Origin of the sequence: Noviherbaspirillum album (assembly GCF_035916955.1) — a bacterium.
GTDB lineage: Bacteria > Pseudomonadota > Gammaproteobacteria > Burkholderiales > Burkholderiaceae_D > Noviherbaspirillum > Noviherbaspirillum album.
Window position 1 is genome coordinate 20,129 of sequence record NZ_JAWIIV010000007.1, and the last position, 26,953, is coordinate 47,081.

General features: G+C 59.3%; 21 protein-coding genes and 1 tRNA gene. 16 read left to right on the forward strand and 6 right to left on the reverse strand.

The genetic code is table 11. The features are described from left to right. Positions 1-28: 28 nt before the first annotated feature. From RY831_RS10200 to aat, 3 genes are all read right to left on the reverse strand, one after another. Positions 29-1,072: a quinone-dependent dihydroorotate dehydrogenase gene (locus RY831_RS10200; RefSeq protein WP_326506233.1), complete on the reverse strand. Its 1,044-nt coding sequence runs from the start codon at positions 1,070-1,072 to the stop codon at positions 29-31. A gap of 116 nt (positions 1,073-1,188) precedes the next feature. Next, positions 1,189-1,923 (reverse strand): arginyltransferase, encoded by a 735-nt coding sequence (locus tag RY831_RS10205; protein ID WP_326506234.1) that lies wholly within the window; start codon positions 1,921-1,923, stop codon positions 1,189-1,191. 113 nt (positions 1,924-2,036) lie between these two features. Further along, the gene (gene aat / locus RY831_RS10210; RefSeq protein WP_326506235.1) at positions 2,037-2,759 is read right to left on the reverse strand and encodes a leucyl/phenylalanyl-tRNA--protein transferase; all 723 of its coding nucleotides are present in this window, start codon (positions 2,757-2,759) and stop codon (positions 2,037-2,039) included. 192 nt (positions 2,760-2,951) lie between these two features. Between aat and RY831_RS10215 the strand changes: the two genes are divergently transcribed. After that, positions 2,952-4,154 (forward strand): ammonium transporter, encoded by a 1,203-nt coding sequence (locus RY831_RS10215; protein ID WP_326506236.1) that lies wholly within the window; start codon positions 2,952-2,954, stop codon positions 4,152-4,154. Positions 4,155-4,256: 102 nt separating this feature from the next. Here RY831_RS10215 and RY831_RS10220 read toward each other — a convergent pair whose 3' ends face one another. After that, a complete protein-coding gene (locus tag RY831_RS10220) occupies positions 4,257-4,832 on the reverse strand; it encodes an NUDIX hydrolase (protein WP_326506237.1) in 576 nt (191 codons plus the stop codon). Positions 4,833-5,001: 169 nt separating this feature from the next. Between RY831_RS10220 and RY831_RS10225 the strand changes: the two genes are divergently transcribed. From RY831_RS10225 to RY831_RS10270, 10 genes are all read left to right on the forward strand, one after another. Further along, positions 5,002-5,078: transfer RNA gene (locus RY831_RS10225), tRNA-Met, on the forward strand. A 149-nt stretch (positions 5,079-5,227) separates the two neighbouring features. Then, positions 5,228-6,067 carry an SMC-Scp complex subunit ScpB gene (gene scpB, locus RY831_RS10230; RefSeq protein WP_326506238.1) on the forward strand — a complete coding sequence of 280 codons (840 nt, stop codon included), beginning with the start codon at positions 5,228-5,230 and terminating at the stop codon, positions 6,065-6,067. After that, the gene (rluB, locus tag RY831_RS10235; protein WP_326506239.1) at positions 6,045-7,628 is read left to right on the forward strand and encodes a 23S rRNA pseudouridine(2605) synthase RluB; all 1,584 of its coding nucleotides are present in this window, start codon (positions 6,045-6,047) and stop codon (positions 7,626-7,628) included. Before scpB ends, rluB begins: the two co-directional genes overlap by 23 nt. Before the next feature lie 280 nt (positions 7,629-7,908). Further along, positions 7,909-8,394 (forward strand): ribosome maturation factor RimP, encoded by a 486-nt coding sequence (gene rimP / locus RY831_RS10240; protein WP_326506240.1) that lies wholly within the window; start codon positions 7,909-7,911, stop codon positions 8,392-8,394. Beyond that, entirely contained in the window at positions 8,391-9,950 is a 1,560-nt protein-coding gene (nusA, locus tag RY831_RS10245; RefSeq protein ID WP_326506241.1) for a transcription termination factor NusA, read from the forward strand. Before rimP ends, nusA begins: the two co-directional genes overlap by 4 nt. A 50-nt stretch (positions 9,951-10,000) precedes the next feature. Continuing rightward, positions 10,001-12,856 (forward strand): translation initiation factor IF-2, encoded by a 2,856-nt coding sequence (gene infB, locus RY831_RS10250; protein ID WP_326506242.1) that lies wholly within the window; start codon positions 10,001-10,003, stop codon positions 12,854-12,856. 373 nt (positions 12,857-13,229) lie between these two features. Beyond that, on the forward strand, positions 13,230-13,619 hold the full coding sequence (rbfA, locus tag RY831_RS10255) for a 30S ribosome-binding factor RbfA (protein ID WP_326506243.1): 390 nt from the start codon (positions 13,230-13,232) through the stop codon (positions 13,617-13,619). Between the two features lie 48 nt (positions 13,620-13,667). Beyond that, entirely contained in the window at positions 13,668-14,615 is a 948-nt protein-coding gene (gene truB, locus RY831_RS10260) for a tRNA pseudouridine(55) synthase TruB (protein WP_326506244.1), read from the forward strand. Between the two features lie 150 nt (positions 14,616-14,765). Further along, positions 14,766-16,601, forward strand: a complete 1,836-nt coding sequence (typA, locus tag RY831_RS10265; protein WP_326506245.1) for a translational GTPase TypA — start codon at positions 14,766-14,768, stop codon at positions 16,599-16,601. A 177-nt stretch (positions 16,602-16,778) separates the two neighbouring features. Beyond that, complete coding sequence (locus tag RY831_RS10270; protein WP_326506429.1) at positions 16,779-17,654, forward strand: DMT family transporter; 876 nt, start codon at positions 16,779-16,781, stop codon at positions 17,652-17,654. A 66-nt stretch (positions 17,655-17,720) separates the two neighbouring features. Here the strand turns inward: RY831_RS10270 and aptA are convergent, their stop codons facing one another. Then, on the reverse strand, positions 17,721-19,073 hold the full coding sequence (gene aptA, locus RY831_RS10275) for an omega-aminotransferase AptA (RefSeq protein ID WP_326506246.1): 1,353 nt from the start codon (positions 19,071-19,073) through the stop codon (positions 17,721-17,723). A 283-nt stretch (positions 19,074-19,356) separates the two neighbouring features. On the opposite strand from aptA, the gene RY831_RS10280 reads away from it, so the two are divergent. The 3 genes from RY831_RS10280 (at position 19,357) to RY831_RS10290 (ending at position 23,027) form a co-directional block, all read left to right on the forward strand. Continuing rightward, entirely contained in the window at positions 19,357-20,748 is a 1,392-nt protein-coding gene (locus RY831_RS10280; RefSeq protein WP_326506247.1) for a hypothetical protein, read from the forward strand. Between the two features lie 193 nt (positions 20,749-20,941). Continuing rightward, positions 20,942-21,964 carry a tRNA dihydrouridine(20/20a) synthase DusA gene (gene dusA, locus RY831_RS10285; protein ID WP_326506248.1) on the forward strand — a complete coding sequence of 341 codons (1,023 nt, stop codon included), beginning with the start codon at positions 20,942-20,944 and terminating at the stop codon, positions 21,962-21,964. Between the two features lie 202 nt (positions 21,965-22,166). Then, positions 22,167-23,027: an SDR family oxidoreductase gene (locus RY831_RS10290; RefSeq protein WP_326506249.1), complete on the forward strand. Its 861-nt coding sequence runs from the start codon at positions 22,167-22,169 to the stop codon at positions 23,025-23,027. Between the two features lie 69 nt (positions 23,028-23,096). Here RY831_RS10290 and RY831_RS10295 read toward each other — a convergent pair whose 3' ends face one another. Then, positions 23,097-24,119 (reverse strand): sigma-54 interaction domain-containing protein, encoded by a 1,023-nt coding sequence (locus RY831_RS10295; RefSeq protein ID WP_326506250.1) that lies wholly within the window; start codon positions 24,117-24,119, stop codon positions 23,097-23,099. 487 nt (positions 24,120-24,606) lie between these two features. Between RY831_RS10295 and RY831_RS10300 the strand changes: the two genes are divergently transcribed. Together RY831_RS10300 and RY831_RS10305 are read left to right on the forward strand one after the other, a co-directional pair. Further along, positions 24,607-24,828 carry a hypothetical protein gene (locus tag RY831_RS10300; protein WP_326506251.1) on the forward strand — a complete coding sequence of 74 codons (222 nt, stop codon included), beginning with the start codon at positions 24,607-24,609 and terminating at the stop codon, positions 24,826-24,828. Between the two features lie 523 nt (positions 24,829-25,351). Beyond that, positions 25,352-26,752 (forward strand): sigma-54-dependent transcriptional regulator, encoded by a 1,401-nt coding sequence (locus RY831_RS10305; RefSeq protein ID WP_326506252.1) that lies wholly within the window; start codon positions 25,352-25,354, stop codon positions 26,750-26,752. The last annotated feature ends 201 nt before the right edge of the window (positions 26,753-26,953 follow it).

The following is a 26,953-nucleotide window of genomic DNA, read 5'->3' on the forward strand; positions in this document are numbered from 1 at the left end:
TTGCATGGCGGCACGAGCGGCCACACTCCTATCGCGTCTTGCGCAGCGCGGCCGCGCATTCCCTGATAAGCGTCGGGCCGCAGTAAATGAGGCCCGTGTACAACTGTACCAGCGATGCGCCCGCATCGATCTTGGCCCTGGCGTTATCTGCGGAAAGAATGCCACCGACACCAATGATGGGCAAGCCGTCGCCCAGCTCGGACTTCAATGCCCTGATGACGGAATTGGACAATTCGAACACCGGCGCCCCGGACAATCCGCCTGTTTCTTCCGCATGGGCCAGGCCCTTGACCGCATCCCGGGTGATCGTGGTGTTGGTGGCAATGACGGCATCCATCCGATGTTGCAGCAAGGTTGCCGCAATGGTCTTGACTTGTTCTGTGTCGATGTCGGGAGCAATTTTCAGCGCGATGGGCACGTAGCGCTTGTGTCTGTCCGCCAGCCGCTGCTGTGCGTCCTTCAGGGCCGACAGCAGGGAGTCAAGTTCCGAACCGCCCTGCAGCTGGCGCAGGTTCTTGGTGTTCGGGGAAGAAATGTTGACGGTCACGTAACTTGCGTACGGGTAGACCTTTTCCAGGCAGTGAAGATAGTCGTCCGCCGCGCGTTCGATCGGCGTATCTGCGTTCTTGCCGATGTTGAGCCCGAGTATGCCTTCCTTGTTCTGGAAGAATCTGGATGCCTGGACGTTGGCCACGAATGCATCCACGCCGCCGTTGTTGAAGCCCATGCGGTTGATGATCGCATTTGCCTGCGGCAGGCGAAACATGCGTGGGAGAGGGTTTCCCGGCTGTGGACGCGGTGTGACCGTGCCCACCTCGATTGAGCCGAATCCGAGCGAGGCTAGTCCGTCGATGTAGGCGCCATCCTTATCGAGTCCCGCGGCAAGGCCGACCGGATTGGGAAAGGTGATTCCCATGACTGTGCGGGGATCCGGCTGCGGGCGGCTGATGATCCTGGTCAATCCGAAACCGGATGCTCTTCTCAGCCAGGGCAGGGTGAGGTTGTGTGCAGCTTCGGGGTCGAGGGAAAACAGAAGGGGGCGCGCTAGTGCGTAGAGAAGCTTGTCGGGCATGGCGGTCGGAAGTCGATAGCGGCAAGGGCAGTACAGCGACTGCCTGCTGCCCGGTTGCTTTTTGAAAAGACGCTATTTTAACCCTGCGCTCGGAATTGGTATAACCCAGCCTGCGTTCAGATATCGGCATGCCAGGCTTGCCATTTTCCTTGCACCAGCGCTTCCATCGGTTGAAAATTTACCTTGTAGGCCATCTTCTGGCTGTCGCGTATCCAGTAGCCGAGATAGACATAGGGCATTTCCAGCCGCCTGGCCTGCTCGATCTGCCACATGATGTTGTAAGTGCCGAACGAGGCGCCGCTCACGTCCGGATCATAGAAGGTGTAGACCGACGACAAGCCGTCATTGAGCACATCGATGATGCTGACCATGCGCAGTATGCCGTCGGGATCGCGGAATTCGACCAGCCTCGTATTGACCTTGCTCTGCAGAAGAAACTGCGCATACTGGTCACGGCTGTCCTGGTCCATGCCGCCGCCGGCGTGGCGGGCCGCCTGGTAGCGCAGGTAGAGTTCATAGTGTTCCGGCACGTAAGTCAGTGTCGTAACCCATGTGGTCAAGTCGCCATGTCTATTCCAGGCTCTTCGCTGGCTGCGGTTGCCGGCGAAATCGGCTGCCCTGACCCGCACCGGAATGCATGCCTGGCAACCGTCGCAATAGGGACGGTAGGTGAAAATGCCGCTGCGGCGGAAACCGTTCTTGACCAGTTCCGAATATACGTCCGCGTTGATCAGATGCGACGGCGTGGCAACCTGGGAACGCGCCTGGCGGTTATCGAGGTAGCTGCAGGGATAGGGTGCCGTCGCGTAGAACTGGAGTGTTGCGAATGGCAGGTCTTTTAGATGCGTCATATGCGTGGTGACTGACTGCGATACTGGCGAAACTGGCTGAAGGTGGCGCTAATGGTCATTCTGTAATTTACACCGGCTGGGAAACTGGCATTGAAGTTTTTTACCGCTTCCTGTCATGACAGCGCAAGCGGTTGCCAGTTCGTGATTGGTTCTTTTTCTATTGCCGTCCTGAGATGCGACAGGAAATCCTTCCGCGAGATCGGCACGGCTCCCAGTGACGCCAGATGGGAAGTCTCCTGCTGACAGTCGATCATTTCCACGCCGTTGCACCTTAGGAAGTGCACAAGATATGCCAGTGCAATCTTGGAAGCATCGGATACGCGCGCGAACATCGACTCGCCGTAGAACATGCGGCCAATGCAAACGCCGTAAGCGCCCCCCACCAGTTCGCCGTCGAGCCAAACTTCGGAAGAGTGAGCATGGCCCTGCCGATGCAGTGCGCAGTATCCGCGCAGGATATCTGTTGATATCCAGGTGCCCGCACCATCTTTGCGGGGTGCGGCGCAAGCGCGCATCACCTGCTCGAACGCAGTGTCGAAGCGGATCTGCCAGCGCCCGTCGCCCTGCATGCTTTTCTGCACCTTTTTCAACGTCTTCTTCAGGCTGTGAGAGACGGCAAAGCGCTCGGTGTAAAGCACCATGCGCGGATCGGTACTCCACCAGAGAACGGGCTGGCCGTCCGAAAACCAGGGAAATATCCCGTTTCGATAGGCTTCCAGCAAACGCCGCGGCGAAAGATCGCCTCCGGCTGCCAGCAACCCGGCCGCACCGTCCCGCTCGGTCAGTGCGGTCGAAACATCCGGAAAAGGCGTGGTCGATTCGAGCCAAGGAATCATGCCCCTCCCCAAAATGGAACGCGATGGAATGCCATGACGCACGCAAGCAGTGCGGAACGATGCATCGAAGGATTTCGCAAAAGCATTTTATTCAATATAAACAGTAAGTTGCATATTTGCACCAAAATGGAATAATTCTTGCTAGAAATTGGCGCCAATAGAATATCGTGCACTTTTACAGGGAGTTTTTGCATGGACGGATTAAAAAGCGGCGCCGATGCCCTATTCATTTTGCTGGGCGCCATCATGATTCTGGCAATGCATGCGGGCTTCGCCTTTCTTGAGCTTGGTACGGTCCGCAAGAAGAACCAGGTCAATGCGCTGGTCAAAATATTAGTCGATTTCGCCGTATCGACCATTGCGTATTTCTTCATCGGCTACGGCATTTCCTACGGCGTCAATTTTTTCGCCGATGCATCGACGCTATCGGCCGGCAACGGCTTCGAACTGGTGAAGTTCTTCTTTCTTCTGACTTTCGCAGCCGCCATCCCGGCCATCATCTCGGGCGGCATCGCGGAGCGGGCGAAATTCCATCCCCAGCTGGTGGCCACTGCATTGCTGGTTGGTTTCGTCTACCCCTTGTTCGAGGGAATCGCATGGAATCAGCGATTCGGTATCCAAGCCTGGCTGAAAGCCATGTTCTCTGCCGAATTCCATGATTTCGCCGGCTCGGTCGTCGTGCATGCGGTCGGAGGGTGGGCCGCGCTGCCGGCCATTCTGCTCCTCGGCGCGCGCCGGGGCCGTTATGGGAAGGATGGCGCCATTGCCGCGCATCCGCCATCCAATATTCCCTTCCTGGCGCTCGGCGCCTGGATTCTTGCGGTCGGCTGGTTCGGTTTCAACGTGATGAGCGCGCAGACGCTGGACAAGATCAATGGACTGGTGGCCCTCAATTCATTGATGGCGATGGTGGGCGGCACGCTGGCCTCGGTCATTCTTGGCAAGAACGATCCCGGCTTTGCCTATAACGGCCCCCTGGCGGGACTCGTCGCGGTCTGCGCCGGATCCGATCTGATGCATCCTCTCGGCGCCCTTGCCACCGGCGGACTAGCGGGCGCCATGTTTGTCTGGATGTTCACACTGACGCAGAATAAATGGAAGATCGACGATGTGCTCGGCGTGTGGCCGTTGCATGGTTTGTGCGGCGCATGGGGAGGAATCGCCGCTGGCATCTTCGGTCAATCCGCTCTGGGCGGAATGGGCGGCGTTTCGTTCATGTCCCAGCTGGTGGGCACCGTCCTGGGTGTCGCCATTGCGACGGCGGGTGGAGCAATCATCTACGGCGTGTTGAAGGCGACAGTCGGGATACGCCTCGATCCGGAGCAGGAATTCGATGGCGCCGATCTGTCGATTCACAAGATCAGCGCGACGCCGGAACGCGAAACGAACTGGTAAAGGACCCGTGGTACGGCTCTCTACGCGTGGCTGCGGTGATGTCGCAGCCGGCACAGGGGCCGTTGCGGAAATGGAATGTGCGGACCGTTCCTGCTTTTCGATTCAATCGGTCTGTCGCATCGGCTTGCGGATGTCTTCCGTATGCAGGCCGTATTGTCCGCCTTCGGCGCGAATGCGCGCCATATCGGCGAAGAATGCCTTCAGTGTATGGCCGACTGTGGGAAAGGCGATGTCGCTCCATGGGATTTCGTGCTCGGCAAACAGCTCGACTTCGAGACTCTCGATGCCGGCCTGGTAGTCCAGGTCGAGCAAGGTGGCCCGATAGAACAGATGCACCTGGTGGACATGCGGGACATTGAGCATGGAGAAGAGCCCGTGCAGCTGGATGCGCGCGCCTGCTTCCTCGAAGGTTTCGCGCAAGGCCGCTTCGGTGGTCGTCTCGTTGTTCTCCATGAAGCCTGCGGGCAGGGTCCAGTATCCGTAGCGCGGTTCGATCGCGCGCTTGCACAGCAGGACCCGAATCTTGCCGTCCTCTTCCCATACCGGGATCGAACCGATCACCATCTTCGGGTTCTGGTAATGAATGGTGCCGCATTGCTCGCAGACGAAGCGAGGGCGGTTGTCATCGGGAGGGATCAGCAGCGAAACAGGATGTGCGCACTCAGAGCAGAATTTCATAGAAGGGAGACAGATAGTGATTGTGCCAACCGGGAAGCTTCAGACTTCATGCGCTTTCGGTACACGTGTTGAACCGGACAATGACGGATCGCGCATGGCAAGTGTATCACCACCGATGAAGTTGCAATTGCGCCGACTGTCAATACAGGCTATACTTTCATTCTTCAGACGCGGGGTGGAGCAGTCTGGCAGCTCGTCGGGCTCATAACCCGAAGGTCGCAGGTTCAAATCCTGCCCCCGCAACCAAGTCTCATAGTCTTTCAATTCCCGCCCTCATTACTCCTCCAATAAATCGGGCGCCGGAAAAGCATCAACAGGTTTCTCTGACCGGGCAGCATTGCGAAATGCCGTCGTTGACGATAACTTCAGCAGCTAGTACAGAATAACGCAATAACATGAATACTATTGAGGCTAAGAAAGTCCTCGAAACAGCATTGCTTTGCGCACATGAGCCATTGTCGATCAGCGACATGCGGAAACTGTTTGCGGAAAGCGGCGAAGCTCATGAAGAAGTCGGTGCCGACACCATCAAGGCAATGCTTGAAGAATTGCGCAGGGACTGGGTCGACAAGGGTATCGAAATTGTCAGCCTCTCTACCGGCTGGCGCTTTCAAAGCCGCCCGGAGATGAAGAAGTATCTTGAGCGGCTCAATCCCGAGAAGCCGCCCAAATATACGCGCGCAACGCTTGAAACCCTTGCAATCATCGCCTATCGACAGCCCGTGACACGTGGCGACATCGAAGAAATTCGCGGTGTAACGGTGAACTCTCAAACCATCAAGATGCTCGAAGATCGTGGCTGGATCGAGGCGATCGGACATCGCGATGTCCCCGGGCGTCCGGCGCTTTTTGCCACCACGAGGCAGTTTCTCGATGACCTCGGTTTGACATCGCTGGATCAATTGCCGCCGTTGCAGCAGGTAAGCAAAGACGACATGCAAGGCGGAAGCTTGCCTGAGTTTCAGGCTCTTCAATCCGAAATGCAGGCCGGACTGGATCAGGGCGCGGCGTCTGCCGAAGTGCCGGTTCCTGAAACACCCGACTCCTCAAACGCAGAGCCGGCCCTTGAGTCCCTGAAGGTCCTTGAGCCGCCAGCCCTATCTCCAGAGATCGTTTCCGCCGCGGTAGCGGATATCTCGCCATCAGATGTCGCACCTGTCACGGAAACCCAGGATGACGCAACGCATAGCCCGCAACAAAAAGAATCCAACGATGAATCCTCCCTCCCAAAATGAAGTCGCGGCGATGCCCGCTGAACTTGAGCCGAGAATGGCTTCCGGCGAAAAGGGCGAGCAGACGCAGAAAGATGCGGCTTCGCCTTCCCCGGATGGCGACGGCAAGAACAAGGCGGCCAAGCGCGGCGTGAGGGGGCCTCGCAGTCTGCGCCGCACGCGCGCGCCGCGAAATGCCGAGGCTGAATTGTCGGCGGACGGCGCATCGGGCGAGCAGGTGCGCGCGGCGGACACGCCAGCCGCAGAAGCAGGGCTTGCTGGCGATGGGAGGGCAAGCGACTCCAGGCGGGCACGCCCGCCGCGGCAGCGTACCGGCGAGCCGCGCAATGAAAGCGTGCAGAAGGACGGTGCCGCGTCACCGCGCACCCGTCAGCCGGGCAAGAAGGCCGCGTCTTCGGGCAAGCGAACCCCGTTCCGACCGAAGGCCGGCAATGCGGATGACATTTTCACGCTTGTCACCTCCGGCGCCTTCGATGCGGATGCCGAAGGCAACGCGGCCCGGCGCGATGCGCGTTCGGCCAAGCCGGTTCGTCGCGATCTGACCGCTGACGACGATGCGCCCAAGTTGCACAAGGTGCTCGCCGAAGTGGGCCTCGGCTCGCGCCGCGACATGGAAGAGCTCATCATCGCGGGCCGCGTATCCGTGAACGGCGAACCCGCGCATATTGGTCAGCGCATCCTGCCGACGGATCAGGTCCGGATCAACGGCAAGCTGGTACAGCGCAAGGTCACCAAGCGTCCGCCGCGGGTTCTCATCTATCACAAGCCGGCTGGAGAAATCGTCAGTCACGACGATCCTGAAGGCCGCCCGTCGGTCTTTGCCAATCTGCCGACAATGAAGATCGGGAAGTGGCTCGCGGTGGGTCGCCTGGATTTCAACACCGAAGGCTTGCTGCTGTTTACGACATCCGGCGATCTTGCCAACCGTCTCATGCACCCCCGATACAATATCGAGCGGGAGTATGCGGTGCGTACGCTCGGCGAGCTGGAAGAGGGCATGCGGCAGCGTCTGCTTGCCGGCGTCGAGCTTGACGACGGTGTCGCACAGTTTTCCCGGATTGCCGACGGCGGCGGCGAGGGCGTGAACCGCTGGTACCGCGTGACCATCGGCGAAGGACGCAACCGTGAAGTCCGGCGCATGTTCGAGGCGATCGGCTTGACCGTGTCCCGGCTGATTCGTACCCGTTACGGTGTGCTGACCCTGCCGAGCGGTCTCAGACGCGGCCGCTGGGAAGAGCTCGACGAGCATGCCGTACGGGATCTGATGAGCCTGAGCGGACTGGAAAAACCGGCTAGCCAGCCTGCGGGCGCCAAGCAGCGCAATGACCGCGGCAATGGAAACGTCAACGGCAACGACAGGGCTCAGGCCGCCAAGCGCGGCCCGGCCTATCCGGCGCGAGGCAATCAGCAGCGTGGCGAGCAGGGACAGTCGCGCAGCCGGCAGCCGGATCCGCTGCAGACAGCGCTCGGTTTTCCTGATGCAGGGAAGTCGCGCCGCCATTCGGCAGGACAAGGACGCGGCATGCCCATGGGTAACATGACGCGGCGCCGTTCGCGCGGATAAACGCATGGGCAGGCGTTGCGCGGGGAATTTTTCTGCCTTGCGATGGAAGCGAGCAAGCCTCCGTCGGCGGCAGGTCGATTGTCTTCTCGATTGCGATGCTCAAACTAATTGTTTATAATTAGTGAGTTAACAGAATTGCGCCTGCAAAGGCAAGTTCTGTCGGGGATGGTGGCTGAAGTTGGCCAGATGATAAAAAGGATGGGCACTTGCCCATTTTTTTTTTGTTAAACAGTTTGGCGTCATCATTTTTGCAGTCGATGCACACGTTTTGGAGAATGGCTTGCGGTTGCTGGATTTGGTTGAAAAAACCGTGACAGGCATGGGTTACGAGCTGGTCGAGCTCGAACAGGCGGCCCATGGCTTGCTGCGCGTTTATATCGACTTTCCGCCTGAAGCGGCGGACAAGGGAAACATTACGGTGGAAGACTGCGAAAAGGTCAGTCACCAGCTTTCCCATGTGTTGACGGTGGAAAATGCCAGTTACGAACGCCTGGAAATTTCCTCTCCCGGGCTGGACCGGCCATTGAAGAAGCTATCGGATTACGTCCGTTTCGCGGGTCAGGAAGCGACGATCAAGCTGCGCATGCCGATGCCTTCGGCAGCCAATCGCAAATCCTTCCAGGGAGTGCTGCACGAACCGGACGGCGACATGCTGAAGCTGGAGTTTGAAGGAAAAGATGGACCGGCGATGTTGGAGTTCACCCTCGCCGATGTGGACAAGGCACGTCTGGTGCCGAAAGTGGATTTTAGGAGTCGCAAAGGATGAGTCGCGAAATATTGCTGTTGGTTGATGCTCTGGCACGAGAAAAAAATGTCGATAAGGAAATCGTCTTCGGAGCCCTCGAGCATGCACTTGCTCAAGCGACAAAGAAACGCTATGTCGGCGAAGTCGACGTCCGCGTTTCCATCGACCGCGAAAACGGGGAATTCGAGTCCTTTCGTCGCTGGCATGTCGTTCCTGACGAGGCCGGCCTTCAACTGCCGGATCAGGAAGTACTGCATTTCGAAGCCAAGGAACAGATTCCCGACATTGAAATCGACGATTACATCGAGGAGCCCATCGAGTCGGTCGAATTCGGCCGCCGCTTCGCGCAGGATACCAAGCAGGTAGTGCTCCAGCGTATCCGCGATGCGGAACGCGAGCAGATCCTGACGGACTTCCTCGAGCGCGGCGACTCACTCGTCACCGGCACCATCAAGCGCATGGAGCGCGGCGATGCGATCGTCGAGTCGGGCAAGATCGAGGCCCGCCTGCCGCGGGACCAGATGATTCCAAAGGAAAACCTGCGCATCGGCGACCGGGTCCGGGCATACATCCTGCGTATCGATCGCAATGCGCGCGGACCGCAGGTCATTCTGTCGCGTACAGCCCCGGAATTCATTATGAAGCTGTTCGAACTGGAAGTGCCGGAGATCGAGCAGGGTCTGCTCGAGATCAAGTCGGCGGCCCGCGATGCAGGCGTCCGCGCCAAGATTGCGGTATTCACCAGCGACAAGCGGATCGACCCGATCGGCACCTGCGTCGGCATGCGCGGCTCTCGCGTACAGGCGGTGACAGGCGAGCTGGGGGGGGAGCGCGTCGATATCGTCCTCTGGTCGGAAGACCCGGCCCAGTTCGTCATCGGTGCGCTGGCGCCGGCGAACGTGTCGTCGATCGTGGTCGATGAAGAGAAGCACGCGATGGATGTCGTCGTCGACGAGGAAAATCTGGCGATCGCCATCGGACGCGGCGGCCAGAATGTACGTCTCGCCTCCGAACTGACCGGCTGGCAGATCAATATCATGACGGCGGAGGAATCAGCCGACAAATCGGCTGCCGAAACCGCGGTGATCCGCTCGTTGTTCATGGAAAAGCTCGACGTCGACCAGGAAGTCGCTGACATCCTCGTTGAAGAAGGTTTTTCAAGTCTGGAAGAAATTGCATACGTCCCCATTTCGGAAATGCTGGATATCGAAGCATTCGATGAGGACACGGTCAATGAACTGCGCAATCGCGCCCGCGATGCGCTCGTTACCGAAGCCATTGCTTCCGAGGAAGGGCTGGAGGGCATGGATGAATCCCTCGTCAACCTCGACGGTATTGACAGGGTGACGGCCGGCAAGCTCGGACTTGCGGGAATCAAGACGCTAGGCGCGTTTGCGAACCTCGCCTACGACGAGTTTGGCTCGATTCTCGCTTTGCCGGTCGAGCGTGCGCGTCAGCTGATCGACAACCAATTTGAAGACGTAACTGATGATGAAATGCGTCTGATCGACGCCAAGTACGATGATCGTGCCCGGGCATTGCAATCCAAGGCACGGGAGCTGGCCGAATCTAAATGATGAAGAAAGCTCCAATATTATCTGTCGTGCTACATAGAAAAGAGGACTGAATGGCGAGTAACAACGTAGCCCAATTTGCCACCGAACTGAAGATGCCCGCAGACTTGCTGTTGACGCAACTGCGCGCTGCAGGCGTCGAGAAGAGTTCGGCGTCCGATACCTTGTCCAAAGAAGACAAGGATAAGTTGTTGAATCATCTGCGCCGTTCGCATGGCGCCGCGCCGGAAGCCGAGAAAAAGAAAATCACGCTGACCCGCAAGGAAACGACGGAAATCCGGCAGGCCGACGCCACCGGCAAGTCACGCACCATTCAGGTCGAAGTGCGGAAGAAGCGCACCTTCATCAAGCGCGACGAACCCACCGCCGAGGAATCCGCGCCGAAGGAAGTTGCGGCTCCGGTTATCGATCAGGCGGAAATCGATCGTCGTGCGGAAGAAGATCGCCGCCAGGCCGAGTTGATTGCGCGCCAGGAAGAGGAGCTTCGCGAAAAGCAGGAGCGCCTGGCCCGTCTGGAGGCGGAAAAGGAAGCGCAAGCCAAGGCACAGCGCGAAGCGGAAGAGGCAAAGCGCGCCGAGGAGGCGCGTGCTGCGGCCGAACGTGCAGCCCAGGCTGCCAAGGCCGATCAGACCGCCGCCAAAGCCGACGTGACGGCGGCCGAGGAACGCAAGCGCGCCACCGACGACGAGGCGAAGAAGAAAGCTGCTGAACAGGAAACGAAGGCCGCCGCCGAGCGGGCTGCGGCGACCGAGCGCGCGCGCAAGGCGGTTGCGGACGAAGTGGCGCAGATCAAGGCCATGATGAGCCAGCCGCGCCGTGTGATCAAGGCGCCGGAACCGGCTCCTGCACCGGCTCCTGTGGCCAAGGCCGCCGAAGGTACCCTGCACAAGCCGGCGGATAAAAAGCCCGGAGAGAAAAAGGACGACAAGAAGCCGGCCACCGGCACTGCCGACAAGAAATCCATCAAGTCGGCCAATGTGTCGTCGACCTGGCAAGATGACGCCGCGAAGAAACGCGGCATCAAAACCCGCGGCGGCCCGGCGACGCCGAGCCCGGGTGGTCGGGATGGCTGGCGCGGCGGACCGAAAGGTCGTCGCTCCTCCCATGGCGACGATCGTCACGAGTCCAATTTCCAGGTCCCGACGGAAGCTGTCGTCAAGGACGTGCATGTACCAGAGACGATCACTGTCGCCGAACTGGCGCACAAGATGGCCGTGAAAGCGTCCGAAGTCATCAAGCACTTGATGAAGCTCGGACAGATGGTCACCATCAATCAGGTACTCGACCAGGAAACCGCGATGATCCTGGTGGAGGAAATGGGCCACAAGGCATATGCAGCCAAACTGGACGATCCGGAAGCGCTGCTGGAGCAGCCCGGCGAGCATAACGACGCCGAGGCAGTGCCGCGCGCGCCGGTCGTCACCGTCATGGGACACGTCGACCACGGCAAGACTTCGCTGCTGGATTCGATCCGTCGTGCCAAGGTGGCTGCCGGTGAAGCCGGCGGCATCACCCAGCACATCGGTGCTTACCACGTTGAAACGCCGCGCGGCATCATCACCTTCCTCGATACGCCGGGTCACGAAGCGTTTACCGCGATGCGTGCACGCGGCGCCAAGGCGACTGATATCGTCATCCTGGTGGTGGCGGCCGACGACGGCGTGATGCCGCAGACGAAGGAAGCGATTGCTCACGCCAAAGCTGCGGGCGTGCCGATAGTTGTTGCCATCAACAAGATCGACAAGCAGGGGGCAAACCCCGAGCGCGTGACGCAGGAGCTGGTCGCCGAGCAAGTGGTGCCCGAAGCCTACGGCGGCGACGCACCGTTCATCTCGGTGTCGGCAAAGACCGGTCAGGGTATCGACGACCTGCTGGAAAACGTGCTGCTGCAGGCGGAAGTGCTGGAACTCAAGGCTCCGATCGATGCGCATGCCAAGGGGCTGGTCATCGAAGCCAAGCTCGACAAGGGCCGTGGTCCCGTGGCGACGGTGCTGGTTCAGTCCGGCACGCTCAAGCGCGGCGACATCGTGCTGGCAGGTTCGTCATACGGCCGCGTACGCGCCATGGTCGACGAGAACGGCAAGAACGTTGCGGAAGCGGGACCGTCGATCCCGGTCGAAATTCAGGGCCTGACCGAAGTTCCGGCGGCCGGTGAAGAAGTCATGGTGATGGCTGACGAACGCAAGGCACGTGAGATCGCATTGTTCCGTCAAGGCAAGTTCCGTGATGTCAAGCTGGCAAAGCAGCAGGCGGCGAAGCTGGAAAACATGTTCGAGCAGATGGCCGAAGGCGAAGTGAAGAACCTGCCCCTGATCATCAAGGCAGACGTTCAGGGCTCGCAGGAAGCCATCGTGCATGCAATGCAGAAGCTGTCGACCAACGAGGTGCGCGTGCAGGTCGTGCATGCCGCGGTCGGCGGCATCAGCGAGTCGGACGTCAACCTTGCGGTCGCCTCGAAAGCGGTCATCATCGGCTTCAACACGCGTGCCGATACATCGGCGCGCAAGCTGGCCGAGACGAGCGGCATCGACATCCGCTACTACAACATCATTTACGATGCGGTGGACGAGATCAAGGCTGCGATGTCCGGCATGCTGGCGCCCGAAAAGCGTGAGCAGTCCCTGGGACTGGTCGAGATTCGCCAGGTCTTCCACGTCAGCAAGGTCGGCTCGATCGCCGGTTGCTATGTGCTGGACGGTTTGGTCAAGCGGGGCTCTTCCGTACGCCTGCTCCGCGACAACGTCGTGGTCTGGACCGGAGAACTGGATTCGCTCAAGCGCTTCAAGGACGATGTGAAAGAAGTGAAAGCCGGCTTTGAATGCGGCTTGTCGCTGAAGAACTTCAATGACATCAAGGAAGGCGATCAGCTCGAAGTGTTCGAGGTTCAGGAAGTCGCGCGGACGCTGTAAGCCGCAGTCGCAGCCGCAAGCCGCAGGTTCGGCGGGCAAGCGATGAAATGCTTCAATAAACATGCGCCGCCGTATCGAAAATACGGCGGCGCATGATGTTTGTAGGCCGAGGCCTGCTTGTCGAAGCCTTCCGGCTCGCTGCGATTCTGCCGCTGCCGGTATCGCATGTAAGCGATTGCAATTGCAATTGCAATTGCGGTCCACCGCGGACTCACTACGATGTAGACATGGAGTCCGAAGCTGAAACGCAAACGTGGAATATCAATCGAATCCATTGCCTATCGGCGAATGCGAAGCGCCGCCGCTGTCACTGCCGCATCCGGCAGCCACTCCGGGCACATACAACAATAGCCAAGAAGCAAGGAAGTCAAGCATGGCCAAACATAGCAAATCCATTCCAGGCCGCGGTGTTCGCGTCGCTGACCAGATTCAGCGCGATCTTGCGGAAATCATTGCATACGAACTGAAGGATCCGCGTGTCGGCATGATTACGATTACCGAGGTGCAGGTGACGCCCGACTATGCACATGCAAAGGTGTTCTTCACAACGCTCATCGACAACGACGAGGCGATTCAAAATACCTTGTCCGGCCTGCAAAAGGCGGCCGGTTTCATTCGTGGCCAGCTTGGACGCAGGCTCACCATTCATACCACTCCCGAAGTGCATTTCGTGCATGACCGCTCCACAGCCAGGGGAATGGCACTCTCGAAACTGATCGACGAGGCCAATGCTCAGCGCGCCTCGGATTTCGATCCCGAGTAAAAGTTATCAATCCGGCGCCCAAGCGCCGCAGCATGAATGCAATCCGATATGGCGCAACAACGCCCCAAGAAAATTCGCGTGCCTGTCGACGGCGTGCTGCTGCTGGACAAGTCGGCCGGCATGTCCAGCAACGACGCCTTGATGAAGGCTAAGTGGCTGCTGAGTGCCAAGAAGGCAGGCCATACCGGCACGCTCGATCCCTTTGCAACCGGCCTGCTGCCGCTCTGCTTCGGCGAAGCTACCAAGTTTTCCCAGGATTTGCTGGAAGCCGACAAAACCTATGAAACCCTGGTGCACCTCGGCATCACGACCGATACGGGGGATACCGAAGGCGTGGTCCTGGCGACTGGCGAGGTCAGTGTCACGTTGCCGCAGATCGAGACGGTGCTGGCCAGATTCCGAGGCTCCATCGAACAGGTGCCGCCCATGCATTCGGCGCTCAAGCGCGACGGCAAGCCTCTCTACGAATACGCGCGCGCTGGTATCACGCTCGAGCGCGCCGCACGCAGCGTCACGATTCACCGGCTGGAATTGCTCGGCTACGAGGCGCCTTTCCTTCGCCTGCGTGTCACATGCAGCAAGGGAACCTATATCCGGGTGCTGGGCGAGGATATAGGCAAAGCCCTGGGATGCGGAGCCCATCTGCGGGAGTTGCGTCGCACGGGCGTGGGCGCGCTGAGCCTTGACGACGCGGCGACGCTGCAGCACCTGGAGGCTGCGGCGGAAAGCGAAAGGCCGGGCATGCTGGCGCCGGTCGATGCCTTGTTGTCCACATTTCCCGAAGTGCGCCTGGCCCCCGCGCTGGCGTTGCGGTTTATGCATGGCCAGCGCCTGCCGCTGGGCAAGGAGGACCAGGAACAGGTTCGCCTGCCCGATGCCGAAGGCAGGGTTCGCGTGTATCAGAAGGACAATGGCCGCTTATTGGGAACGGCGCTGCTCATGCCTTATGGCGTGCTCGCTCCCGAGCGGCTGATTGCTTCTCAGCCGCAAGCCTGAAAAAAGCCAGAATGAAGCGAATCTTTTCGGTCCGCACCTGTCCATACAGCTCCCGATGCGATGCAAGCCATTGAAAAACAAGTATTTTTGTAATTTAATGCGTCGCAGCATGCTATAATTTTTGGTTCTTCGAGTCCGCATTAAACCACCATGTCAAACACAAAACGCGCACTGCGCAACATCGCCATCATCGCTCACGTCGACCACGGCAAAACCACCCTGGTCGATCAGCTGCTTCGTCAGTCGGGCACCTTCCGCGAAAATCAGCAAATCGATAACCGCGTGATGGATTCCAACGACCTCGAAAAAGAGCGCGGCATTACCATCCTGGCCAAGAACTGCGCGGTCGAGTACGAAGGCACCCATATCAACATCGTCGATACCCCCGGCCACGCCGACTTCGGCGGTGAAGTCGAGCGCGTGCTGTCGATGGTCGATTCCGTGCTGCTGCTGGTGGATGCGGTCGAAGGCCCGATGCCGCAGACGCGTTTCGTGACGCGCAAGGCGCTCGCTCTCGGGCTCAAGCCGATCGTGGTGGTGAACAAGATCGACCGTCCGGGCGCACGTCCCGAGTGGGTCATCAATGCGACTTTCGAACTTTTCGACAAGCTGGGCGCGACCGAAGAACAGCTCGATTTCCCGGTGGTGTACGCTTCCGCGCTGAACGGCTATGCCAGCCTCGACCCGCAGGTCCGCGAAGGCACGATGAAGCCGCTGTTCGACTCCGTGCTGGAAAACGTTCCGGTGCGCGACGATGACCCGGACGGTCCGCTGCAGCTGCAGATTTCCTCGCTCGATTATTCTTCCTACGTCGGCAAGATCGGCATCGGCCGCATCAAGCGCGGCCGCGTGAAAGCGCTGCAGGACGTGATCGTCATGAACGGCCCCGATTCCACGCCGATGAAGGCGCGCATCAACCAGGTGCTCAAGTTCAAGGGCCTGGAGCGCGTGCTGGTCGATGAAGCCCAGGCCGGCGACATCGTCCTGATCAACGGCATCGAAGAACTCGGTATCGGCACCACCGTCTGCGCGCCCGACACACCGGACGCGCTGCCGATGCTCAAGGTCGACGAGCCCACGCTGACCATGAATTTCCTGGTCAACAACTCGCCGCTGGCCGGCCGCGAAGGCAAGTTCGTCACAAGCCGCCAGATCCGCGACCGTCTCGATCGCGAACTCAAGGCCAACGTGGCGCTGCGCGTCACCGACACCGGCGACGACACCACCTTCGAAGTCTCGGGCCGCGGCGAACTGCACCTGACCATTCTCCTCGAAAACATGCGCCGCGAAGGCTACGAACTGGCGGTTTCCCGTCCGCGCGTGGTGTTCAAGGACATCGACGGCGTCAAGTGCGAACCGTATGAATTGCTTACCGTCGACGTCGAGGATTCCCACCAGGGCGGCGTGATGGAAGAGCTCGGCCGCCGCCGTGGCGACCTGCAGAACATGGAACCGGACGGCAAGGGCCGAGTGCGTCTCGAATACCGCATTCCGGCGCGCGGCCTGATCGGCTTCCAGTCCGAATTCATGACGCTTACCCGCGGCACCGGCCTGATGAGCCATATCTTCGACGACTACGCGCCTGTCGATGTCAACAAGCCGGAACTGGCCGGTCGCCGCAACGGCGTGCTGATTTCCCAGGATGACGGCGCCGCCGTGGCCTATGCGCTGTGGAAACTGCAGGATCGCGGCCGCATGTTCGTCAGCCATAACGATGCCGTTTATGAAGGCATGATCATCGGAATCCATTCGCGCGACAACGATCTCATCGTCAATCCGATCAAGGGCAAGCAGCTGACCAACGTGCGTGCTTCCGGCACCGATGAAGCAGTGCGCCTGGTGCCGCCGATCCAGCTGACGCTGGAATACGCGGTGGAATTCATCGAGGACGATGAGCTGGTCGAGATCACGCCGAAGAGCATCCGCCTGCGCAAGCGCTTCCTGAAGGAACACGAGCGCAAGAAGGCCTCGCGCGAAGCCGCATGATCCACTGATGAGGCATTGAACCTGCCGTTGCACGGTCCGGGAAGAATCGTGCAACAATGACAGTCAGATGTGAAACGCCCGGCCCCCGACAGGGGAGCCGGGCTGATTTTTTTGCAACCCCCTCCTTGTCAACTGTTTATGCCGCTTTTGACGAATCATCAACGAGCCCTGGTGCTCATGATTATCGCGCCGACGATGTGGAGCATCGCCGGCGTCATAACGCGCCATCTCGATGCTGCGCGAGGCTTCGAAGTCACGCTCTGGCGCAGCATCTTTTCCGCTCTCGCGGTGGCGCTGGTGCTCGCCATCCAGCTGGGCCCGCGCAAGGCTGCCGCTACGATCCGCTCCGCCGGCATGACGGGCGTCCTGAGCGGCATGATGTGGTGCACCATGTTCACCGCCTTCATGATCGCGCTGACCCGGACCACGGTGGCCAATACGCTGATCGTCTTGAGCATTGCGCCGCTGCTTACCGCATTCCTTGCCTGGCTGGTGCTGAAGCAGCAAATTCCGCGCAGGACCTGGCTGGCGATCATCGCTGCGGTCGCCGGCATCCTGTGGATGTTCGTGCACGGCATGAGCGATGTCAGCGGCGGACATCTGGTCGGCATGCTGATCGCCGGTGCCGTGCCGGTCGCCTCCGCCGTCAATCTCATCATTCTAAAGCGCAGCGGCCAGGGCCTGGACCTGATGCCGGCGGTGCTGCTCGGCAGCGTTTTTTCGGTACTGCTGATGCTGCCCTTCGCATGGCCGCTGCAGGCATCGCTGCACGATATCGGCTTGCTGGCGGTGCTCGGCTTCTTCCAGCTGGGCATTCCCTGCCTGCTGCTGGTCAAGGCGGCCAAGAGCCTGTCGGCGCCCGAGGTGGCGCTGCTTTCGCTGCTGGAAGTGCTGCTTGGTCCATTGTGGGCCTGGCTCGGCGCCGGCGAGGTGCCAGCGCGCGAGACCCTGTACGGCGGCAGCATCGTGATGGCCGCGCTGGTGCTCAACGAAATCGCTGCCCTGCGGTCACTCGATAGGAAGACTCGGTCGCAGACTGCGGGCGCCCAGTAAAGAAAAACCGGGTCACTCCCGGACCCGGCTGGATGATTTCCCGAACTTTCGACCGTTGCCGGCTGCTCAGGCGGCAACGGTATCCGTCTGCGGCACCGCCTGCTGTGTCTTGAGCACGTCGGCGATGGCGCCAAACAGCTGGTCGACCTGCTGCCTGTCGATGATCAGCGGCGGCGACAGCGCGATGATGTCGCCGGTGGTCCGTATCAGCACATTCTTGTCCCAGAAACATTTCTGGAATACATCGAAGGCGCGCGCGGTTGGCTTGCCGGGCACGCCTTCCAGTTCGATGCCGCAGACCAGTCCCAGGTTGCGCACATCCTTCACGTACGGCAGGCCCTTCAGGCTGTGCGCCGCCTGTTCGAAATAGGGTGCCATGGCCGCGGCCCGGTCGAACAGGCCTTCTTCCCTGTACACGTCAATGGCGGCAACGCATGCGGCCGCTGCGAGCGGATGTCCGCTGTAGGTGTAGCCGTGGAAGAACTCGATGGTGTTCTCCGGCGCCGCATCCATGAACGCATCGTGGATGTCCTGGCGCACGATGACCGCGCCCATCGGCACGGCGGCATTGGTCAAGCCCTTGGCGCAGGTGATCATGTCGGGCACGACGCCGAAGAAATCGGCGGCGAAGGCGCTGCCCAGCCGTCCGAAGCCAGTGATCACTTCATCGAAAATCAGCAGGATGCCGTACTTGTCGCAGATCGCACGCAGCTTCTGCAGGTAGCCCTTGGGTGGCAGGATCACGCCGGTGGAGCCTTGCACCGGTTCCACGATGACGGCGGCAATCGTCGCCGGATCGTGGAGGGCGAGCATGCGTTGTTCGAGTTCATCGGCCATTTCCGCGCCATGCTCCGGCAGGCCGCGCGAGAAGGCGTTCCTGGAGATGTCGAGCGGATGACGCAAATGGTCGATGCCGGGCAGCGTCGGCCCGAAATGCTTGCGGTTGCCGGCAATGCCGCCCACCGCGATGCCGCCGAATCCCACGCCGTGATAGCCGCGTTCGCGCCCGATCAGCCGGGTACGCAGGCCGTCGCCGCGCATGCGGTGATAAGCCAGTGCAATCTTCAAGGCCGTGTCGACCGACTCGGAACCGTCGTTGCAGAAGAACACTCGGTTCAAGCCTTCGGGAGCGATCGATGCCAGCGCGGTGGCGGCTTCGAACACTTTCGGATGGCCCATCTGGAAGGTCGGCGCGAAATCCATCTCGGCCGCCTGCTGCTGGATGGCAGCCGTGATTTTAGGATGGCAGTGGCCGGCATTCACGCACCACAGTCCGGCGGTGCCGTCGAGGATCTTGCGTCCGTCGTCGCTGGTGTAATGCATGCCGGAGGCGGCGGCAAGCAGCCGCGGCTTGGTCTTGAACTGCCGGTTCGCGGTGAAGGGCATCCAGAAATGCGAGGTATCCAGGGGTTGGGCCATAGCGGTTGTCTCTTCGGATGGAGTTGTCGGGAACTGACCGGTTTCCTCTTACGGGATGAGCCGGCTGCTATACGCAATGATAATCAATGATAAGTCCAGGACTGCGGCTCGGTGTCAATGCGCGGTAAGCCATTATGAGCCTGCTCACGGAAAAGGCAAGTTGCAGGCCGGTGTTTCTCAAAAAGTATTGGGACCAAGACATGGCTGGAACCCTTGCGCACGACATGACACTCATCCAGACAATGATGCACATCTTGCAATGTCTCACTTGATTGGAGAACTTATGTCGAAGCACGTGACATTTCAAACACCAGGAACAAGCCTTTCTGGAATTCGGCCTGAGGTTCCTCCCGATAATCCCACGACACCGTCTCAAGTGCCGCCTGCGCGTCCGCAAACGGAAGCGCCGCATCATCATCATTCAGCAAATGTGGAAAGTAGCCGCGCGAACTTTCTGAAAAGAATTTTAAACGATGCGAAACGCACTTCAGGCACCGTCGTGTCAAGTCTGGAAACGACCGCTCAAAAGCGCATGTCGATAGCACAGCACAACGTGCAGAGCATGAAAGGGAAATACTTTCCAGAAAAACCCTTCTCGAAAGCCCATGTCCCAAGCGAATCGAATGTAAGAAGCGCACAGGTCCGCGAAGGGGAAGTCGAAACAACCGCGCCTTCCCCGGACACAAAACATTTCTCGTTCAACCCGGTACGCGGAATAGTAAGCAGGAAGCCTAAGCTTACGGCAGAAACTCCCGAACAGTCCGGGCACATCGACCGGCGAGGGAACAGGCGTCGGAATTTCTTCGCCGCTTTCTTGCCAAGCATTCGTAAACAAGGTCAACCAACTACTATATCCATTGCGGTTCAGTCGACTTCTCACGTTGCTGTCTCCACTTCATTCAGAAGGATCGGGCTGGAACATTTAGTAACGATGTTGGAAGCAAACCTTAACGGTATTCGGGCCGGGTTGACGACGTTCGAAAACATACCGTATGGGATGAAGGACTTCGAAGAGAAAAGAGGTCTGTTGAGCGAAAACGTCAGCCAGCTACGTCGTATGGCGACCGGTCTGTCAGGCATGGCACGCATAGCTGACCAGATTAAATTGATTAATATCGATACAGCCGGGCTATCACTCGAAAACATTGAGCGGATAGCCGCACGGGCCAACGATATCTATTACAGACCTATACAGCAAGATCCCGAAAATCAGCTTAGTCCCATTCGATTTTACGACTTGGGATCCCCGGCCATTTATGGTGATTCGGGGCAAGAGCAAGGCTCCACTAGCACGCAGCCCAATCTTGCGCTATCGCCAAAAGTGTGGCTTAAGATCATAAAGGCGGTTTCTCAGACAAACTTGTTGCTTCGCAGCTTGGAGAAGGAAATCGCCGCACTCAAGGGTAATCTTCAGCCCTCCGTGACAAGCGGATCAGAAAACGCAGCCGAGGCTTCGACCGCTCCGCACGCCCGCTCCAAAAAAGGAAAAGGTAAAGCTGAAGCGCCAATAGCTGCCGGATCCCGACCAGCAGCCGAAGTGCCTGTACCTGCTGCAGGCGAAACCGCACGCGAATTAACATTGATGGAAAGCGTGCTCGCGGCCGGGGAAAAGGCGAAGCGAGATTTTTCCGTGCCACTCCCCGAAACGACGGCTGGGCTCTTTCAATACAAGTAACCTGCGCTTGCAGGTCGGGGTGGGTCATCTGCTTTTGAGACTAACGACGCAGGTTAGGCCAGATTCACGCGGGAAAATACTTCAGAAATGCTAGACTTACGGCCGCAAGCCGCGGCGTAAGTCCGGCGGCATGTCACCAAGCCATTGGCCGCATGACCTTGGCGCCGCATCAGCAACCCACTTTCAATCCCGCATGACCCAAGCAACGACCCGCAAGCGCACCATTTCGGTGGCCCCGATGATGGACTGGACCGACCGCCACTGCCGCATGTTTCACCGGCAGATCACCCGCCATGCCTGGCTGTATACCGAGATGGTGACCACCGGCGCCTTGCTGCACGGCGACGTGCAGCGTCATCTCGACTTCAACGACGAAGAGCATCCGGTCGCGCTGCAGCTGGGCGGCAGCGAACCCGACGACCTCGCGAAAAGCGCGAAGCTGGGCGAGCAATGGGGTTACGATGAAATCAATCTCAATTGCGGCTGTCCGTCGGAGCGGGTGCAGAAGGGCGCATTCGGCGCATGCCTGATGGGCGAGCCGGCGCTCGTTGCCGATTGTGTGAAGGCAATGCGCGACGCGGTTTCCATCGAGGTCACGGTCAAGCATCGCATCGGCATCGATGATGTCGACTCCTATGATTTCGTGCGCGATTTCGTCGGCACCATAGCGCAGGCCGGTTGCAATACCTTCATCGTGCATGCCCGCAATGCCATTCTGAAAGGCTTGAGCCCGAAGGAAAACCGCGAGATTCCACCGCTCAAGCCCGAATATGCCTACCGGCTGAAAAAAGATTTTCCAGAGCTTGAAATTATTATCAACGGCGGCATCAAGACCGTCGAGGAAATCGACCTGCATCTGCGGCACCTGGATGGCGTGATGCTCGGCCGCGAGGCTTATCACAATCCTTACCTGATGGCGTCCTTCGATGCGCGGTATTACCAAGATGAAGCACCCGCGAAGACGCGCGCCGAGGTGCTGCAAGCCATGATTCCGTATATCGCCGACCAGCTTGCGCGCCACGGCAAGACCGCAAATGGCGGCGGTCTGCGTCTCAACAGCATTACCCGCCACATGCTCGGCCTGATGACCGGCTTGCCCGGTGCGCGCGCATTTCGCCAGACCCTGTCCGATTCCAGGCGCCTGGCAGAAGGCGATCCGGCATTGCTGTTGGATGCCATGGCCCGCATGCAGCCGGTTCGGGCACTGGTCGCCTAAAGAATCGAATTGTTCCTCCTTTTGTTGCTGTCCCTTTCGCCGTGCCGTTGAGCCAATGGCACGGATTCTGCTGAACACCTGCGGATTCGCCGGCATCGTTCCCCGCTGCCTCGCCCTTGCCGTTTCCTGCAGCGGCACATGCCGGCCACTGTCATCAGTCATCAGTCATCTCACCCAGCAGACCAGAATCGAAAGGACGGATATGTCACAGGATCAAGCTTCATTCCCGCCGCAGCACCAGGACCATCAGCCCGGATCGGAAGCGGAAATGACGCCGCGGCCGCAAGCGGAAATGAAAAACTACAAGGGCAGCGGCAAGCTGAAAGGCAAGGTGGCGCTGATCACCGGCGGCGACAGCGGCATCGGCCGCGCAGCCGCAATCGGCTTCGCCAAGGAAGGCGCCAATGTCGTGATCGCCTATCTCGATGAACACCAGGATGCGCAGGAAGTGCAGCGTCTCATCGAAGCCGAGGGCCGCGAATGCGTGACCATCGCCGGCGATGTGGGCCAGTCGGATTTTTGCAAGAAGATGGTCGATACCGCAGTCAATTCCTTCGGCCGTCTCGATATCGTCGTCAACAATGCCGCCCAGCAGTTTCCTCAGCAAAGCATCGAGGACATCAGCGACGAACAATTGCTGAAAACCTTCCGCATCAACATTTTCTCGATGTTCTACACCGTGCGCGCGGCGATGCCGCATCTGAAGCCGGGGTCGCGCATCATCAACACCACCTCCGTCACCGCCTACCGCGGCAGTTCGCATCTGCTCGATTATTCATCCACCAAGGGCGCCATCGTCGCCTTCACCCGCTCGCTGTCGCAGCAGCTGCTGGAAAAGGGGATTCTCGTGAATGCAGTCGCGCCCGGTCCGATCTGGACGCCGCTGATACCGGCAAGCTTCGATGAAAAGCAGGTCGCATCGTTCGGCCAGCAGGCACCGCTGGGCAGGGCCGGTCAGCCGGATGAGGTAGCGCCGGCCTACATCTTCCTGGCTTCCGAAGATTCTTCATACATGACGGGTCAGGTGCTGCATCCGAACGGCGGCGAGATCGTCAACGCCTGAAGTAGGTGACGTGAACCTGCGGGCTGCATGGATATGCATGAAGCCCGCAAGTCGTGTCGGAAAGCGTCGTCAATACTCCTTGAGACGGTTGTACAGCGTCTTCAGGCTGATGCCGAGCGCCTCGGCGGTGAGGCGCTTGTTGCCGCTGTAATGCTTGAGCGTGGCGAGGATGATTTCCTTCTGCGCATCGGCCAGCGGCGTACCGACGAAGAAGTTGAGATAGCCTTCGTGCACCGTGGGCTTCTTGGTCGACAGATCGGAAATGCAGTCTTCGATGTTGAGCGTATCAGTTCCGATGATGTAGGCGCGCTGCACGACATTCTTCAGTTCGCGCACGTTGCCGGGCCATGAGTAGGAACGGATGACGTCGAGCGAGCTGCGGGAAAAGTTCTTTTGCGCCTGGCTCTTTTCGTTGAGTTCATTCAGGAAATGCCCGGCCAGCGCTTCGATATCGGTGCCGCGCTCGCGCAGCGGCGGAATGCGGATCGGAAAGACGGCGAGCCGGTACATCAGGTCTTCGCGCAGATTGCCCTGTTTCACCGCGGTATCGAGATCGCGGTTGGTCGCGGCGATCAGGCGCACATCGACCTTCACCTCTTCGTCGCCGCCTACGCGCAGGAATTTGCCGCACTCCAGCACGCGCAGCAGCTTGACCTGCATGTCCACCGGCATCTCGGTGATTTCATCGAGGAACAGGGTGCCGCCCGATGCATGCTCGAAGTAACCGATATGCTGCTTGACCGCGCCGGTGAAGCTGCCTTTTTCATGGCCGAACAATGCGGCTTCGATCAGGTGCGCCGGGATCGCGCCGCAGTTGACCGCGACGAACGGCTGTTCGGAGCGTTTGCTTGCATGATGGATCGCATTGGCGATCACTTCCTTGCCGGTTCCGCTCTCGCCGACGAGCAATACGGTTGCATCCGTCGTCGCGACTCGGTCCACCTGCTGATAAAGCCGCTCCATCACCGGAGACGTGCCGTGCATGATGCCGAAGTGCATGAGGGATTTTTCAAGGGCCATTTGCGTTTCCGTATCGCTCCGCGGCTGCGGGCGGTCGCTGCGTTCCAGCGTGAGTAGAGTATTGAACGTCATGATTCTTACACCAAAGCTAGGAGGCACACTTGCGCTAATTCAGTTACTTTGCGCAAAGCAATCGGATTCTTTTTATTGCCGGCTGGACAGGGCATGACGTCACAGCGGCATGAGGAGGCTAACAATACACGAACATGCAAAAACCGTCTGTCTACTCTAATGCATTGCGTCGAAAAACCATTCACAAATTTATCTATCGACCCGGCCGCTCATAAGTAATTATTTGAGGGTTCCACCTGCTGTAAGGCTTACACCGCTCCAGAAAATTTTACGAATGACTGCCTGGGAATATCCACCGCAGACGACATCGTAGGTACACGTCCCAAGAGAAGACTTGCTCGATGCATGATGAAAAGCATTCCTGTCCTTTGGCATAAAAGATGCCTCGGCAGGAAGTCCTGAACCGAAGAAGCCTTGACGAACTTATCCTGAAAGGCACGGTCAAGTACGAGACATAACAACGTTAATTTTTTTGAAAGGAACGAGCATGAATTCACTCAAGTCCACATCGAAGATCCTGCTGGTCGTCGCTGCGCTGAGCATGGCTGCAGTGGGTTGCGATCGCCGTGCCGGCGACACATCGGGCGGCAGCGGCGCATCGGGCACCAGTTCCAGCGGCGCAGGCTCCATGGGCTCCTCCGGCTCGGGTGCAGGCGGTGCCGGCGGTACAGGCACAGGCGGCACCGGTTCCGGCACAGGATCGAAGTAAGCCTTCCGGACTCCGCATCATTACAGCAAGACATCCGCATGCGCAGGCTGGCCTCGCGCCACCTGCGCATCGGCCTTCCGCGCGGGTTCCACAATCGACCATCGACCATCTCCCACGAATTGAACTAGGTCATGTCGCATCCCAACGATGCCGTCATGAATCCCCGACGACGGGCGTTCTCGAATTCCCGCGCGAACGAGATTCGTCAAACCATCTCGTGCAAACCGTCGGGTTACTGCTTTCGGTCAATAATGAAACATATGCGTACTTGGACAATACCGCTCAACGGCGTATGCTGAAGATTCGGTAGCTCGGTATTCAGCAGCGCCGGCCGTTTCCGGCCATCGACTTTCTTCTAACGATTTCCAACAAGAATTCAACAGTTCCGCACCCCCTCGATTTCCCAGGGCGACAGCATGCGGACCATGACGGACATCAGCCGAGTGCACTTCGCGCGGCTGCTGCTGTCAATTGCTGTATGGGCGCGTGCCCATCGGTGCAACCGTGAGAGAAAATTTGACATATGCCACATGTACTCATCGTCGATGACGACCTGAACACTCGTGAAGCGCTGGCGGCCATCACGACCGCCGAGGGATTCACCACCGCGACTGCGGGAAGCATCCGGGATGCGCAAAGCCAGATCATGCTGCAGCGCCCGGATGTGGTGCTGATCGATCTCAAACTGCCGGATGGCAACGGCATGGATCTGTTCAACGATATCGAGGCGCGCGCAACCACCGAGATCGTCCTCATCACCGGCCACGCAAGCGTGGAAACGGCGGTGGAAGCCTTGCGGCTTGGCGCTGCGGACTACCTGACCAAGCCGATCAATTTCAAGCGCCTCAAGGGACTGCTGTCGCGCATACCCCGCACCGTGGATCTGAAGGAAGAGATCGGCGTGCTGCGCAGCGAATTGCGTCGGCTCGGGCATTTCGGCCAGATGCTGGGCGCGGCGCCCTCCATGCAGAAGCTGTACAACCATATCGGCCGCGTGGCCCCGACCGAGGCCACCGTGCTGCTGCTCGGCGAAAGCGGTACCGGCAAGGAAATGGCGGCGCAGACCATCCATGAACTCAGCCTGCGCCAGAAGCATCCCTTCCTGCCGGTGAACTGCGGCGCGATCTCGCCGCAGCTGATCGAAAGCGAAATCTTCGGCCATGAGAAGGGCAGCTTCACCGGCGCCGATCGCCAGCACAAGGGTTACTTCGAGCGCGCCAACGGCGGCACGCTCTTCCTCGATGAAATTACCGAAATGCCGGTCGAACTGCAGGTCAAGCTGCTGCGGGTGCTGGAAACCGGATCGTTCATGCGTATCGGCAGCAATCAGGAAATCGATACCGACGTGCGGGTGATCGCGGCAAGCAACCGCGATCCAGAGGCCGCCGTGGCCGAAGGCAAGCTGCGCCTGGACCTGTACCACCGTCTCAATGTCTTCCCGCTGAAGATTCCGCCGCTCCGCGAGCGCGGCGGCGACATCGAATTGCTGGCGCAGCACTTTCTCGACGAGCTCAATACCGCGCATGGCACCAGCAAGGTATTGTCGCCGGACGGACTGGCCTGCCTGAGCAATTACCATTGGCCGGGCAACGTGCGCGAGCTGCGCAACTACATGCAGCGCGCCTTCATCCTGTCCGATCACATCATCGACGCGGCCGCGCTGGCGCCGGTGATCACCACCCAATCGCCGGTTGGACTTACGCTGGCGATCCCAGTCGGCACTTCACTGGCCGACGTCGACCGCAAGCTCATCTATGCGACGCTGGAATTGTGCGGCGGCGTGAAGAAGCGTGCCGCCGATATTCTCGGGATCAGCCTGAAGACCTTGTACAACCGGCTGGAAGAGTACGGGCCTTACGAGGGTAACGTGCAGAAGAAGGACGAATCGTCGTCGATGCATGGCAGCAGTGATTCTTATCACTAAGACCTGGCGATAGGCGCAAGGAAACCCATCCCCCTCCCAACCTCCCCCTTGAAAGGGGAGGAGTGTCCTTTATAGTTCATCCGGCGTTTCACCTCGCAGCTTGCAGGCTGCTCGGCATGAAACACCTCGGCATGAAACAGATCAGCTTGCGCGGGCGGAGCGCACACCGTGCGCTGTCCCGCATAGCTCTCACCTGAAGCC

Bases quoted from the DNA above. Each gene is read 5' to 3' on its own strand.
- aat (WP_326506235.1), bottom strand. From the start codon at position 2,759: ATGATTCCTTGGCTCGAATCGACCACGCCTTTTCCGGATGTTTCGACC.
- RY831_RS10305 (WP_326506252.1), top strand. From the start codon at position 25,352: ATGCCACATGTACTCATCGTCGATGACGACCTGAACACTCGTGAAGCG.
- RY831_RS10290 (WP_326506249.1), top strand. From the start codon at position 22,167: ATGTCACAGGATCAAGCTTCATTCCCGCCGCAGCACCAGGACCATCAG.
- RY831_RS10280 (WP_326506247.1), top strand. From the start codon at position 19,357: ATGTCGAAGCACGTGACATTTCAAACACCAGGAACAAGCCTTTCTGGA.
- truB (WP_326506244.1), top strand. From the start codon at position 13,668: ATGGCGCAACAACGCCCCAAGAAAATTCGCGTGCCTGTCGACGGCGTG.
- RY831_RS10300 (WP_326506251.1), top strand. From the start codon at position 24,607: ATGAATTCACTCAAGTCCACATCGAAGATCCTGCTGGTCGTCGCTGCG.
- nusA (WP_326506241.1), top strand. From the start codon at position 8,391: ATGAGTCGCGAAATATTGCTGTTGGTTGATGCTCTGGCACGAGAAAAA.
- scpB (WP_326506238.1), top strand. From the start codon at position 5,228: ATGAATACTATTGAGGCTAAGAAAGTCCTCGAAACAGCATTGCTTTGC.
- dusA (WP_326506248.1), top strand. From the start codon at position 20,942: ATGACCCAAGCAACGACCCGCAAGCGCACCATTTCGGTGGCCCCGATG.
- RY831_RS10220 (WP_326506237.1), bottom strand. From the start codon at position 4,832: ATGAAATTCTGCTCTGAGTGCGCACATCCTGTTTCGCTGCTGATCCCT.
- rluB (WP_326506239.1), top strand. From the start codon at position 6,045: ATGAATCCTCCCTCCCAAAATGAAGTCGCGGCGATGCCCGCTGAACTT.
- aptA (WP_326506246.1), bottom strand. From the start codon at position 19,073: ATGGCCCAACCCCTGGATACCTCGCATTTCTGGATGCCCTTCACCGCG.
- RY831_RS10295 (WP_326506250.1), bottom strand. From the start codon at position 24,119: ATGACGTTCAATACTCTACTCACGCTGGAACGCAGCGACCGCCCGCAG.
- typA (WP_326506245.1), top strand. From the start codon at position 14,766: ATGTCAAACACAAAACGCGCACTGCGCAACATCGCCATCATCGCTCAC.
- RY831_RS10205 (WP_326506234.1), bottom strand. From the start codon at position 1,923: ATGACGCATCTAAAAGACCTGCCATTCGCAACACTCCAGTTCTACGCG.
- rbfA (WP_326506243.1), top strand. From the start codon at position 13,230: ATGGCCAAACATAGCAAATCCATTCCAGGCCGCGGTGTTCGCGTCGCT.
- infB (WP_326506242.1), top strand. From the start codon at position 10,001: ATGGCGAGTAACAACGTAGCCCAATTTGCCACCGAACTGAAGATGCCC.
- RY831_RS10215 (WP_326506236.1), top strand. From the start codon at position 2,952: ATGGACGGATTAAAAAGCGGCGCCGATGCCCTATTCATTTTGCTGGGC.
- RY831_RS10200 (WP_326506233.1), bottom strand. From the start codon at position 1,072: ATGCCCGACAAGCTTCTCTACGCACTAGCGCGCCCCCTTCTGTTTTCC.
- RY831_RS10270 (WP_326506429.1), top strand. From the start codon at position 16,779: ATGATTATCGCGCCGACGATGTGGAGCATCGCCGGCGTCATAACGCGC.